This is a genomic window from Glaciecola sp. 2405UD65-10 (genome assembly GCF_048820975.1).
In the GTDB taxonomy this organism is placed as follows: domain Bacteria; phylum Pseudomonadota; class Gammaproteobacteria; order Enterobacterales; family Alteromonadaceae; genus Glaciecola.
On sequence record NZ_JBMEUF010000001.1, the window covers coordinates 1,512,411 to 1,526,362 of the forward strand.

Here is a 13,952-nt window from a genome sequence, read left to right on the forward strand (position 1 = left end):
TTATTCCCCTCGGTGCATTCGGCGCTTAAGTAATGCAGCCATAGTATTAATAATAAATGTGAATACAAAGAGTAATGCTGCCGTGAGGAACAAAATATGATAAAGCGTGCTATCAACCTGCGCTTCTTGAAGCTCAATGGCTAAGTTAGATGTAAGCGTACGTATACCTGAAAATAAATCCCAATTCGCAACGGGTGTATTTCCCGTTACCATTAACACAATCATGGTTTCACCAAAAGCACGTCCAAAGCCCAGCATAATAGCCGATATAATACTTGGTAAGGCTACCACCAATACTACTTTAAACAAGGTTTGAACGGGTGATGCACCTAAAGCGAAAGCGGCTTGCTTTACGCCGTCAGGGACTTCATAAATAGCATCATCAATTAAGGTGTAAATAGTGGGTGATATCGCGATTCCCAGCGCAATTGATACCACTACAGCGGTTTTCGAGAGTGTGTATGAGCTTAAAAAGTGAACCGAATCATTGCTCTGGAAATAACTGGGTAATTGATTGAAAAACAAACTTAGCACTAAAATTATACAAATGAAGGCAAGCGTAATGAGTAAAAACTGCCATTTGTACCAATTTGTATCTTTCATTTTGGGCTGCAAAATACTATGCATTGCCGTTAAAAATAAGACCACCAATGGGAAAAACAACACCACTGAAAAAATAACCACTAAGTGTTGCTCAGCAAAAGGAGCCAACCAAATGGCAGCAATAAATCCAATAATTACCGAAGGCACCGCTTCTAGCATTTCAACTAATGGTTTGATTTTATTGCGCAGTGAATCACTGGCAAAATATGCGGTATAAATAGCTGAACCTAAGGCTAGCGGTATTGCTACCACCAGAGCCAGAAGTGACGCTTTTATGCTGCCCATAATTAATGGCACTATACTGTATTTAGCTGATTGCGCATCTGACGACATAGAGGTTTGCCATAAGTATTCAGGCTTCTCGTAGCCTGAATACTGATTTTTCCCAAACAATGTTTGAAGACTTATCATACCCTGCATATTCTCAAGCTTAAAATGCGCAAAACTTGCTTGATTTCGCCCTATAAACTCCCCTCTAAAATAGTCAATGTATTGCGGTGTGAAGCCAAGTTCGATGTGGCGCTTGTGTTCACCCGTTACAGCGTTGAATATGGCTAGGCGGCCAATCTTGTCAAATATAAGCAGTGCACTATGCTGAGGTTCTAATTTGAGTGAAAACGGAGGCTCATGTGTTAATGCGCTCATTTCATTAATGGGTTTAAAAAATGGTAGCAATGAGTCATTAAACACTAGCCCTAGCGCAAATGTGCCATTTTTATTAAACACGGAATATTTATAAAGCTCGTATGTTTGCGTGATCACAGCTACATCCAGTCCAGTTTGCATCGCATTAATTTGTATAATGGGTGATGCGTACTGAATTTGTTGTACCACGTTACCTTTATGATCAATCACATTTAAGGTATTGCCATTTGCACTTAGAATAATATTTCGCGCCAAAATTGGAACTACAAAAGGGCTGCTTTCATATATCGTAATTTCAGGTTCTACCAAACTTGCTAAATGATGGTTTAGCGTAATACTACCCTGTCCATTTTGCTGACTTATAAATAATTGGTCATTGTGAAAATATATGTGCCAATTTGCGTAATTTGTTTGCCCGAGAAATGAAGAGGGAAGAGCAAATGACGCTTCTAAATTAAGTTCGTAGGCTAAAGCGTTAGAAAATTTGTAAATTTCAAAAATGCCCTGCTTTGTTATCATCGCTACATAAACATTATTTGCGTCAAAAACCCCCACTAAACTCTTGTCACATTGAGGAGCAAATTGCTTAGCTTTGACTGCACCTTCTTTTGATGAACGATCTATTTTAGATAAGCTAAGAGCGCATTTATCATAGTTAATGCTAAGCCAGTCACCATTTAACTCAATTGCCCCCGCACTAATTTTGGCAAAAGAACTCTCAAGGATTGTATTTTTCTGTACACTGGGTGAAAAGAATAGCGGGCTGGCATTATATAAAATGTGAAAAATGAGGGTGGCGAAAGTTGCCAACACTAGCAAACCAAAGATTCTTACAAAGCGACCAAAGGCGTAATCTTTTCGTAATCGTTTTGTTTCAATATGCTTAGTTTTGCTTTTCATTTTCTATTTTTAGTATTAAATTCATAAAGCTGCAATGTTTTTGCGATAATAAAGCATTATCAGGTTCACAAATCAACAAAAAGGTACATTTAGTATGCATGCAATGGTTCTCTCAATAATTGGTCAAGACAAACCAGGCTTAGTAGACGATGTTGCCAAGGCCGTTGCTAACGCGCAAGGAAACTGGCTTAAAAGTAGCTTTTGTCAATTAGGTGGTCATTTTGCCGGATTTGTTGAGATTATGCTGCCAAAAGATCAGCATGACAAGCTAGTCAATGATTGCAAGGCTTTGTCTAGTCTACAAATTACGCTCATACCCGCGCACGACTTTATACCACAGGCATGTGACAAATATATAATAAAAGTGACGGGCAACGATCGCCAAGGAATAGTGAGAGACATCACAGGCGCCTTAAAAAGCTTTGATGTAAACATTGTTGAACTTGATACCCTATGCGAAAGTGCACCGAACTGGGGAAGCCCTCTTTTCAGTGCCAGTATTACCGTGGAGCTGCAAGATGGTATGGATGCAGAAAAACTACGCGACGCTATAGAAAACATCGCCGATGACCTAATGGTCGATTTACAGCAAGTTAGTTAACAATATGGAATAGTTAAAGACATGAGTACATTATATTTCCCGAAGGAAATTAGTTGGTTATCTTTTAACGAAAGGGTTTTGCAAGAAGCCGAAGACATAAACACGCCCCTTATTGAAAGGATTCGATTTTTAGGCATATATAGCAACAACTTAGATGAGTTTTATCGTGTAAGAGTGGCTGACGTTAAGCGCCAAATCACCATTTCACAAAATGAAGAACAGTTTGAAACCGCCCAAGAGTTGCTGTCATTACTAAGTTCAATGCAAAAGATTGTGCATAAGTTATCAGCTAAATTCGATAAAATTCACAGGCAAATTACCAAAGAGTTACAACGCTACAATATTTTTATTTTGGGCCATGATGAGTTATCAGAGCAGCAAGTGCTGTGGGTGCAAGATTACTTTAGAAATAAGGTCTTGCTGCACGTAGCTCCTATTTTACTTGATAATAAAGTGCAACTAATCCAGCGCTTAAATGATAGTTCAGTATACTTAGATGTGGCTTTATATCGTCCTGGTCGCAATACAAAATACGCAGTGGTAGAAATTCCAACTAATTCTATTAGCCGCTTTGTGGTGCTCCCCTCGGAAAAAGATAGAAAGAAAAAACTAATTATTTTGCTAGATGACATCATTAAACTTTGTATTCACGAAATATTTAAAGGCTTTGTGAAATTTGAAACGGCTGAAGCTTATTCATTTAAAATTACGCGAGACGCCGAGTACTCAATAAACGATGAAATCGATGAAAGTTACGTAGAAAAAATGTCTGAAAGTATGAAGCAACGACTCATTGCTGAGCCTGTTCGAATTATTCATGACTCAGGCATGCCAGAGGAGATGATTTTAGATTTGCGTAAACGTTTGCGAATATCGTCTACCGATACGATTCAGTCAGCAGGTCACTATAGAAACTTTAAAGACTTTATCGGTTTCCCAAATCCAGGACGTGCATATTTAGAACACAGCTTCTTACCAAAAATAAAATGCAAGGCGTTTTTAGAGCACGACACGGTGTTTGAAGCCATTGATAAACAAGATATTTTACTTTATTACCCATACCATGACTTCCTGCATTTCACAGAATTTGTGCGCCAAGCAGCCTTTGATCCAATGGTTAAACACATTCGTTTAAATATATACAGAGTAGCATCTCAATCACGTATTATTAGCTCATTGGTTGATGCGGTAGACAACGGTAAAAAAGTGACTGTGGTGGTTGAATTGCGAGCTCGCTTTGACGAAGAAAATAACATTGCGTGGTCAAAGCGTATGACCGATGCGGGCATTAAAGTGGTTCTAGGTAATCCCAGCATTAAAATTCACAGTAAGTTATGCATAGTGACCCGTGAAGAACGCGGTAAGATACGTCATTATTCACACTTTGGTACCGGTAACTTTAATGAAAAAACGGCAAAGATATACACTGACTTATCATTATTTACCTGCAACGAAGAAATGGCGCTAGAAGGCATCCAAGTTTTCGATATGATTCAAAATCCGTATAGAAAATACAGATTTAATCACTTACAAGTATCACCGGTTAACGCTCGCAGTAAAATACAATCGTTAATACGCCAAGAAATACAACGCAGTACCGAAGGGTGTTTTGCTCGCATAACAATTAAAATTAATAATATTGTTGACCAAGAACTGATTGATGACCTTTACCGCGCGTCGCAGGCGGGGGTAAAAATTAGAGCAATTGTACGCGGAATGTGCGCACTCATTCCTGGGGTGAAAGGACTGAGTGAAAACATTGAAATCATTAGTATTGTTGACAGATTTTTAGAACACCCAAGGATAATGGTGTTTGAAAATGGCGGAGATAGAAAAGTCTATATATCGTCGGCCGATTGGATGACCCGAAATATGGATTATAGAATTGAGGTGGGTTGCCCGGTGTATTCTGAAGATGCCAAGCAAATGATAGTGGATTTGCTGGAACTGCAGTTTCAAGATACCTTAAAAGCGCGTGTAATAGATGCCGAGCAAACAAACCAATATGTGAAGCGTGGCAATCGTAAAAAATTGCGTTCGCAAATTCAAACCCACCACTATTTAACCCAGCGCGAGGAATAATGGCTTGAGCGATTTATACAAAGTCTTTGATGATAGCCAACAACGCAAAACTGAAATGTATGCCGCACTAGATATTGGATCTAACAGCTTTCATTTAGTAGTAGCACGAGTAGTAGCCGACGCGGTTCAAATTGTAAGCCGTGTTAAGCAGAAGGTACGATTAGCGCAAGGGCTTGATAAAAACAATGTATTGTCGCAAGAAGCTATTGAACGGGGTGTGCAAACTCTTGAGTTAATGCAAGAGTCATTGCAGGGTGTTGATGTGGGCTCTATGCGAATTGTCGCTACGCATACTTTGCGCCGAGCTAAAAATTCGCGTGAATTTTTAAGACGCGCTAGAGAAGTATTCCCCTACCCCATAGAAATTATTTCAGGTAACGAAGAAGCCCGTTTAATATTTGTTGGTATTGGTGCTTATTCATCATTCGCTGGTGAACGTCTTGTGTTTGATATAGGCGGCGGGTCAACCGAATTTGCGATTGGTAGTGGTACCGAAGCTATTATTTGTAAGAGCATTCAAATGGGCTGTGTGAGCTTTCAGCAGCGCTATTTTGAAAACGGAAAAATCAATAAATCTCGCACAAATAAAGCAATTACGGCGGCAAAACTTGAGCTTGAGTTATCGGCGGCCAAACTCAGTAAATATAAATGGAAACAAACGGTTGCTAGTTCTGGCACCGCTAGAGCTGCCTGCGCAGTCATCAATACTGCAAAAGGCTTGGCGGTAGATTCCCCCGTAAACGGCAGTGATTTAAAGCAATTGCTAAAACAGTGTATTGCGGCAGAGCATGCTGATAATTTAGATTTTGAGGGCTTAACAGAAGATAGAACCTCAGTATTTGTTGCTGGCTTATGCATCTTAATTGCCATATGCGACTTACTTAAAATTGAAGAGATTATTTTCAGCGATGCAGCATTAAGAGAGGGCGTGCTGCATGAGTTACAACCCACTCATAGTACTCAAAGTGTGAGAGTAAGAACGGCGCAAAGCCTAGCAACACGCTACGACGTTGATACCGCATATGCACATAAAGTACTAAAAACGTGCATGTATATTTTTGAAAGGGTGAAAGACACTTGGGAATTAAATTCATCGCAGCTGCGCCATTTACTTGGGTGGGCTGCATTGCTTCATGAACTTGGTTTACAAATAAACTCCAGAGGCATTCAAAAACATTCAAGCTATGTTTTGCTTAACACCGAAATGCCCGGCTTCAATCAAGAGCAACAAATGATTATTGCCAATTTAGTGCGCTTTCATAGGAAAAAAATTCGCTTAGATGAAATAGTGAATGAATCAAGCCTCGACAAACTGCACTTTGGCTATTTACTCACCATATTACGCTTAAGCGTGCTACTGAACATAAACCGCCATCAACCCGAGCTTCCCGAGTTTACGGTAGAAGCTAAGCAAAATACCATTAAGCTAGGCTTTGCCAAAGAATGGTTTGAATTGTCACCTTTATTAGTGGCCGACATTGATAAAGAAAGTGCTTATTTGCAAGCCATTGATGTGTCTTTAGGGATTGCATGATTTTGCAATGTGCTGAGAGTTTTGCTTAGGTTTCAGCATAAAAATGAGCGTTAACTACAAAGGAAACATAATGAATATTAAATGCATTGCCTCACGCGTATCTTTAAGTTTTGCGCTTATTGCAATTATGGCTATTGGCGGATGCGCCTCAATGGGAAGCGGAAGTGTTAGTGAAAAACGCCAAGCTATACTTAATATGCAGCAAGCTACGCTCAATAAATTATATGCCGAAAAACCAGATACCCGCGCTCAAATAAGCAATGCTGCAGGCTATGCCGTATTTTCTAACGCAAACATTAATATTATATTTTTTGCCGCAGGCACAGGATACGGGGTAGTTACCAATAAACTCACTGGGGCGCAAACCTATATGAATATGGCCGAAGGCGGTGTTGGCCTTGGTTTAGGGGCGAAAGATTATCGTATAGTCATGGTATTTCACACGCAAAAGGCAATCAAGCATTTTGTTGAAAATGGATGGACTATGGGCGGAAATGCTGACGCCACTGCCAAGGCCGGTGACAAAGGTGCCTCAGCTGACGGTGAAGGCTACTTAGGTGGTGTAAGCGTATACTCAATGACCGAAAGCGGTTTAGCTTTGCAGGCTACGGTTAAGGGCACTAAGTTTTGGGTAGATAAAGCGCTTAACTGATTACACGCTTACTTTTTTCAAAGCAAAAAAACGAGCATTGAATGCTCGTTTTTTTGTGACTCACTAATACTAGGTATTAGATGCGTCGTAAATGCCTTTAATAGCAGCGTCTAGCATTGTGTTAAATTCGTTATCTGACTGCTGCGCACTTAAGCCTTGAGTCAATGCACGTGAGAAGCTTGCAATCATACCCTTGTTTTGAGTGAGCTTGTTGTTTGCATCTTCACGGCTATACCCGCCTGACAAAGCAACCACTTTAAGTACTTTCGGATGGCTTACACATTCAGCATAAAAATTTGCTTGCTCAGGAATAGTGAGCTTCAACATCACCACTTGATCATCATCTAATTTATCAAGTTCAGACAAAATTGCCGCCTTTAATAACGCTTCGGCTTCTGCTTTTTCTGGGCTGTGAATGTCTACTTCTGGCTCTATAATTGGCACTAAGCCAGCTGCAATAATTTGCTTACCTACCGCGAATTGTTGTTCAACTACAGCGGTAATGCCTGCTTGATTTGCCATTTTAACCACTGAGCGCATTTTGGTGCCAAACACATCTTGTGCATTTGCTTTTGCAAGTAACTCGTCAAGGTTTGGAATAGGCTTCATCACTTGAGCGCCGTTTTCTTCATCAGCAAGGCCTTTATCCACTTTTAAAAAGGGTACCACTTGCTTGTTTTGCCACAAATAATGAGCAGACGATTTGCCATCAACATCACGATCTAAGGTGTTTTCAAACAAGATTGCGCCTAATACACGCTCCCCATCAAAAGCTGGACTCGTCATTATGCGAGTACGCATTGCATGTACGCAAGCAAACATTTCTTCATCATTGCTATAGCTAGATTCATCTACGCCATATAATTTAAGGGCTTTTGGCGTACTGCCACCACTTTGATCTAAAGCGGCAATAAAACCTACCGTGTTTTTAACTTTTTCCAACATAGCTTGCTGCGCTGCTGTCGTCATGTCTTACTCCTTTGTGGGTGTGTAGTGTATGTAAACATTTACATTTAGTGTGTGTAGTGTGAATGTAAATTTCACTTAGCGAACATTCAGCATAATCTAATACTGAATATTTCGCTAAAAAAATGCGCGAATAGTTCCTACTATTCGTCGCGGTCTAAAATAGCTACTGCGGGTAAGGTTTTTCCCTCTAGAAACTCTAAAAAGGCACCGCCACCAGTAGATATATAAGATACTTTATCAGCAATTTCATATTTGTCGACTGCGGCTAAGGTATCTCCGCCACCGGCAATCGAAAATGCATTACTTTCTGCTATCGCTTTAGCAATGGCTTTGGTGCCCTCGCCAAATTGATCAAACTCAAAAACGCCTACGGGTCCGTTCCAAACAATCGTTCCCGCGTTTTTCAGTATATCAGCTAAAGCTTGCGCTGAATTTGCGCCAATATCAAAAATCATGTCGTCGTCTTCAACTTCGCTCACATCTTTAATAACTGCTTTTTCATTTTCTGAAAATTGCTTACCTACCGCAACGTCGGTAGGTATAGGAATATCACCGCCATTAGCTTTAGCTTGGCTAATTAATTTTTTAGCTTGGTCTAGTAAATCCATTTCAACTAACGATTTACCTACATTGTGCCCTTGAGCAGCAATAAATGTATTTGCAATACCACCGCCCACAATAAGTTGATCAACTTTGCTTGATAAACTCTCAAGTACGGTAAGTTTAGTACTCACTTTAGAGCCACCTACAATGGCAACCATAGGGCGCGCTGGGTTATCTAAGGCTTTGCCTAGCGCGGTCAGTTCAGCATCTAATAATGGCCCTGCACATACTTCTTTGGCATATTTAGCCACGCCGTGAGTACTGGCTTGTGCTCGGTGAGCTGTACCAAAAGCATCCATTACAAATACGTCGCACAAATCTGCATATTGCTTGGCAAGTGTATCGTCGTTTTTCTTTTCACCTGCGTTAAAACGCACGTTTTCAAGCAGCACAACTTCGCCCGGCGATACATCAATGTTTTTACCTAAGTAATCAGCCACAAACTTAACGCTTTGCCCAAGATGTTCAGACAAATAATCAGCCACTATTTGTAAACTATATTGCGCCTCACCTTGGCCTTCTGTTGGACGGCCTAAATGTGACATCAAAATAACCGCAGCGTTTTTCTCAAGTGCCGTTTTGATAGTTGGCATAGATGCTCTTAAGCGTGCATCTGAGCTAATAACGCCCTTATCAACAGGCACGTTTAAATCTTGGCGAATAAGAACTTTTTTCTTGTTTAAATCAATGTTGTGCATCGCCTTAATTGGCATAGTATGTTCCTCTTACAAAGATAGTTTATTTGGAATAACCAATATTATGCATATGGTACGCAGTATCGAGCATACGATTTGCAAATCCCCACTCGTTGTCACACCACACTAGGGTTTTTACCAAGGTTTTATGAGACACCCTAGTTTGTGTGCCATCAACAATGCAGGAATGTGGATTATGATTAAAATCTATAGATACCAAAGGGTCTTCAGTATAGTCAATAATATTGACAGGGAAATGACGGCTCGCATTTTTTAATACAGCATTCACCATATTAGTATCAACTGAATCGCGTAAGGTTACGCTTAAATCCATGGCGGTCACATTTATGGTGGGAACGCGAACCGCTATGGCTTCAAATTTTCCGGCAAACTCAGGCAAAATACGTTCTATGCCTGCAGCCAATTTGGTATCTACAGGAATAATTGATTGGCTCGCCGCACGTGTTCGTCTTAAATCGGTGTGATAGGCATCAATGACTTGCTGGTCATTCATAGATGCATGAATGGTAGTAATTGTGCCGCTTTGCACGCCAAAGGCTTGGTGCAAGCATTGGATTACCGGCACAATACAGTTAGTAGTGCATGAGCCGTTTGACACAACGGTGTCACTTGCTTGTAAGCTTTTATGATTCACGCCATAAATAATAGTGGCGTCTACATCTTGGTTACTGGGCTGTGAAAACAAGACTTTCTTCGCGCCTTGTTGAATATGCTCAAGCGCATCAGCAGGTTCGCTATATACGCCTGTGCATTCAAGCACAATATCTACACCAAACTTGGCCCAGTCAATGTCAGATATATGAGCTTGATGTATAAGTGCTATTTGGTCAGTATTTATGTTCAAGGTTTGGTCGTTACTGCTAACGGTTTCACCAAATTGGCCATGAGCAGAATCATACTTTAATAAATGCGCCATTGCCTCTGGCTCAGCTAACTCATTAATGGCAACCACTTGAATATGCGTACGGTAGTTGTTCTCGTATAGGGCGCGCACAATGTTGCGCCCTATTCTACCAAATCCGTTTATACCAACCTTAAGCAAGGTTTTTACCTGTTAATACAAACTGTGACTTATAAGGCATTCACTGTTTCTACTATGGCACTTGTTGTAATTCCAAAGTGTTCAAACAACTCGCCAGCAGGTGCAGATTCACCAAAAGTGTCCATACCTATAACAGCACCGTCAAGGCCAACATACTTATACCAAGTATCTTTTGCTAGCGCTTCAACAGCAACACGTTTGGTGACCGATTTAGGCAATACCGCTTCACGGTATTCTTTTGATTGGCGATCAAATACATCAGTACATGGCATTGATACCACGCGAACGGCTTTACCTTGAGCACTCAACTCTTTCGCAGCATCTACGGCCAAATGCACCTCAGAACCTGTTGCAATAAGAATAACGTCAGGTGTGCCATCGCTATCAATAAGCACATAACCGCCACGCTCAGCGTCCATTAACTGCTGCTGTGAGCGCGCTTGCTGTGGCAAGCCTTGACGCGTAAATACCAAGGTAGTTGGACCGTCAGTTCGTTCTATGGCCGCTTTCCAAGAAATAGCTGATTCCACTTGGTCACACGGACGCCATGTATCCAGATTTGGCGTTGCTCGCAAGGCAACAAGTTGCTCTACTGGTTGGTGAGTGGGGCCATCTTCGCCTAAGCCAATTGAATCGTGGGTATACACGAATATAACCGGTTGCTTCATAAGAGCTGCCATTCTTACCGCGTTTCTTGCATATTCCATGAACATTAAGAATGTTGCGCCGTAAGGCTTAAAGCCGCCGTATAAACACAAGCCGTTCATCATTGCTGACATACCGAACTCACGTACACCATAATAAATATAGTTACCGCTAGCGTCTTCTGCAGACACGCCCTTACTGGTGTTATGAATGGTTAAGTTTGAACCCGCTAAATCAGCAGAACCGCCTAGCAATTCAGGTAAAATTGGCGCATACGCGTTTAAGGCATTTTGTGATGCTTTACGCGTGGCTGGGCTTTCAGGGTTTTGCTGAAGTGCTGAAATGTACTTAGCACATGTTTTGTTCCATAACTCTGGTAGCTCACCTTTTTTGCGGCGAACAAATTCAGCGGCTAATTCAGGATGCGCAACTTGATACTGGTTAAACATTTCATGCCAATCAGCTTCAGCCTGTTCGCCTTTTGATTTAGCATCCCAACCAGCATATACATCATCAGGAATTTCAAAAGCACCGTATTCCCATCCAAGGGCTTTGCGCGTTAATACAATTTCGTCATCACCTAGTGGTGCACCATGGCAACTTTCGCTACCTTCTTTATTAGGTGACCCAAAACCAATCGTGGTTTTACAACAAATTAGGGTAGGCTTGCCGGTTTCAGCTTGTGCCTTTTCAATTGCCGCTGCAAGTTGCTCTGAGTCGTGCCCGTCAACATCGCTAATTACCTGCCATCCGTAAGCTTCGAAGCGCTTTGGTGTATCGTCGCTAAACCAACCTTCAACTTCACCGTCAATAGAAATGCCGTTGTTATCCCAAAATGCGATTAGCTTACCTAAACCCAAAGTACCTGCTAATGAACATGTTTCGTGGGAAATCCCCTCCATTAAGCAACCATCACCCAAAAAGGTGTAAGTATAATGATTGACCACGTCAAAGTTATCTTTGTTAAACTGTGCAGCCAGTACTTTTTCAGCTAACGCCATACCTACGGCATTACTAATGCCCTGACCTAACGGCCCAGTAGTGGTTTCTACACCCGGTGCGTAACCATACTCTGGATGGCCTGGTGTTTTAGAATGTAGTTGTCTGAAGTTTTTAAGTTCTTCAATTGGTAAATCATACCCACTTAAATGGAGTAAAGAGTAAAGCAGCATAGAGCCATGACCGTTTGAAAGAATAAAACGATCGCGGTTTGCCCAGTTTGGGTTAGCTGGGTTGTGTGATAAATAATCACACCATAGTACTTGAGCAATATCAGCCATTCCCATTGGGGCACCAGGGTGACCTGATTTGGCTTGTTGAACTGCATCCATACTTAACGCGCGAACTGCATTGGCTAAATGACGACGAGAAGGCATAACTACTCCTTGAAAAGATAGGTTAGCGTACTGATATTAGTAAACTGTATTAGATTTATTAAAAAAATCGGGTTGTATTGTTACTCAGCAGTTAACGTACTTCAATAATTAAATCTTGTTTTAGCCATATTTTATTACAATGTCTAAGAACAAAATTTGAAAAGTTTACGTATTAGGAATCTTGGGGTAACACATCCTATATTATTTATAGACATTTAGACGTCTAGAAGTAAAGACTGGTAAATCATTTTCAAGCGTTTATAATGCACGGGTAAGCATTATTTGAATTTTAAAAGTTAGCGTAGAAAGTATTATATGAGTGTAGCAAATGTTGCACACGTTATTGAGTGATAGAAAACAATAGCGCCTTGTATACTCGCGATAACTTCTACCATTAATCAGGAACAATTATGACAACACATTTGTTTACTTCAGAATCAGTATCTGAAGGCCATCCAGATAAAATAGCTGATCAGATATCAGATGCGGTACTTGACGCTATTTTAAAAGAAGATCCAAAAGCACGCGTAGCCTGTGAAACCTTTGTTAAAACAGGAATGGTATTAGTGGGTGGCGAAATTAATACTCACGCATGGGTAGATATTGAAGAAATTACCCGCCAAACGGTCAAAGAAATAGGCTACACCCACTCTGATATGGGCTTTGATGGCGAATCTTGCGCGGTTCTAAACGCAATTGGTAAGCAGTCACCTGATATTAACCAAGGTGTTGACCGTGAAAGTCCTGAGAAACAAGGTGCGGGTGATCAAGGTTTAATGTTTGGTTATGCGAGCAATGAAACTGATGTACTTATGCCCGCCCCTATTACCTATGCTCATAGATTGGTAGAACAACAAGCGAAATTAAGAAAAAACGGAAAACTTGATTGGTTGCGTCCTGATGCAAAAAGCCAAATCACTTTCGTGTACGAGAACAATAAACCTGTGGGTATAGATGCGATAGTTCTGTCTACTCAACATTGCGATAGCATTAGCACCAAAGATTTGCGCGAAGCGGTAATGGAAGAAATTATTAAGCCCATTATACCTGAGCAATGGCTAACATCTTCTACCCAATTTCATATTAACCCAACCGGGCGCTTCGTAATTGGCGGGCCTATGGGTGATTGCGGCCTAACGGGTCGTAAAATTATTGTTGATACATACGGCGGCATGGCTCGCCATGGCGGCGGTGCATTTTCAGGTAAAGATCCATCAAAAGTAGACAGAAGCGCCGCATACGCAGGGCGTTATGTTGCTAAAAACATTGTGGCCGCGGGCTTGGCTGAGCGCTGTGAAATTCAAGTTTCGTATGCCATTGGTGTTGCACAACCTACCTCTATTAGCGTTGAAACGTTTGGTACAAGTAAATTGCCAGAATCTACCTTAGTTGAGTTAGTAAAACAGCACTTTGATTTAACCCCTTATGGCTTAATTCAAATGCTAGCGCTAGAGCAACCCATTTATCAGGCAACAGCTGCTTATGGGCACTTTGGCCGTGAACAGTTCCCGTGGGAAGCTACTAATAAAGCAGATGCACTTAGAAGCGATGCTGGGCTATAATAGCCCATCATTTATTGCTTAG

At 41.1% G+C, this 13,952-nt stretch carries 10 protein-coding genes; 5 read left to right on the forward strand and 5 right to left on the reverse strand.

The window, feature by feature from the left end; all coding sequences use genetic code 11:
* Complete coding sequence (locus tag ACOI22_RS06890; protein ID WP_420671276.1) at positions 1 to 2,148, reverse strand: ABC transporter permease subunit; 2,148 nt, start codon at positions 2,146 to 2,148, stop codon at positions 1 to 3.
* Between the two features lie 94 nt (positions 2,149 to 2,242).
* On the opposite strand from ACOI22_RS06890, the gene ACOI22_RS06895 reads away from it, so the two are divergent.
* The 4 genes from ACOI22_RS06895 (at position 2,243) to ACOI22_RS06910 (ending at position 7,017) form a co-directional block, all read left to right on the forward strand.
* The gene (locus ACOI22_RS06895) at positions 2,243 to 2,749 is read left to right on the forward strand and encodes a glycine cleavage system protein R (RefSeq protein ID WP_420671277.1); all 507 of its coding nucleotides are present in this window, start codon (positions 2,243 to 2,245) and stop codon (positions 2,747 to 2,749) included.
* 21 nt (positions 2,750 to 2,770) lie between these two features.
* On the forward strand, positions 2,771 to 4,831 hold the full coding sequence (ppk1, locus tag ACOI22_RS06900) for a polyphosphate kinase 1 (protein ID WP_420671278.1): 2,061 nt from the start codon (positions 2,771 to 2,773) through the stop codon (positions 4,829 to 4,831).
* Positions 4,832 to 4,835: 4 nt separating this feature from the next.
* Complete coding sequence (locus ACOI22_RS06905; protein WP_420671279.1) at positions 4,836 to 6,365, forward strand: exopolyphosphatase; 1,530 nt, start codon at positions 4,836 to 4,838, stop codon at positions 6,363 to 6,365.
* 70 nt (positions 6,366 to 6,435) lie between these two features.
* A complete protein-coding gene (locus ACOI22_RS06910) occupies positions 6,436 to 7,017 on the forward strand; it encodes a YSC84-related protein (protein ID WP_420671280.1) in 582 nt (193 codons plus the stop codon).
* Between the two features lie 69 nt (positions 7,018 to 7,086).
* Here the strand turns inward: ACOI22_RS06910 and ACOI22_RS06915 are convergent, their stop codons facing one another.
* The 4 genes from ACOI22_RS06915 to tkt form a co-directional block, all read right to left on the reverse strand.
* Entirely contained in the window at positions 7,087 to 7,986 is a 900-nt protein-coding gene (locus ACOI22_RS06915; RefSeq protein ID WP_420671281.1) for a fructose bisphosphate aldolase, read from the reverse strand.
* A gap of 140 nt (positions 7,987 to 8,126) precedes the next feature.
* Positions 8,127 to 9,302, reverse strand: coding sequence for a phosphoglycerate kinase (locus ACOI22_RS06920; RefSeq protein ID WP_420671282.1), 1,176 nt, complete (start codon positions 9,300 to 9,302; stop codon positions 8,127 to 8,129).
* A gap of 25 nt (positions 9,303 to 9,327) precedes the next feature.
* Positions 9,328 to 10,347: an erythrose-4-phosphate dehydrogenase gene (gene epd, locus ACOI22_RS06925; protein WP_420671283.1), complete on the reverse strand. Its 1,020-nt coding sequence runs from the start codon at positions 10,345 to 10,347 to the stop codon at positions 9,328 to 9,330.
* A 29-nt stretch (positions 10,348 to 10,376) separates the two neighbouring features.
* A complete protein-coding gene (gene tkt / locus ACOI22_RS06930; protein WP_420671284.1) occupies positions 10,377 to 12,368 on the reverse strand; it encodes a transketolase in 1,992 nt (663 codons plus the stop codon).
* A gap of 410 nt (positions 12,369 to 12,778) precedes the next feature.
* Here tkt and metK point away from each other — a divergent pair, with 410 nt between their 5' ends.
* Entirely contained in the window at positions 12,779 to 13,930 is a 1,152-nt protein-coding gene (gene metK, locus ACOI22_RS06935; RefSeq protein ID WP_420671285.1) for a methionine adenosyltransferase, read from the forward strand.
* Positions 13,931 to 13,952 lie beyond the last annotated feature (22 nt).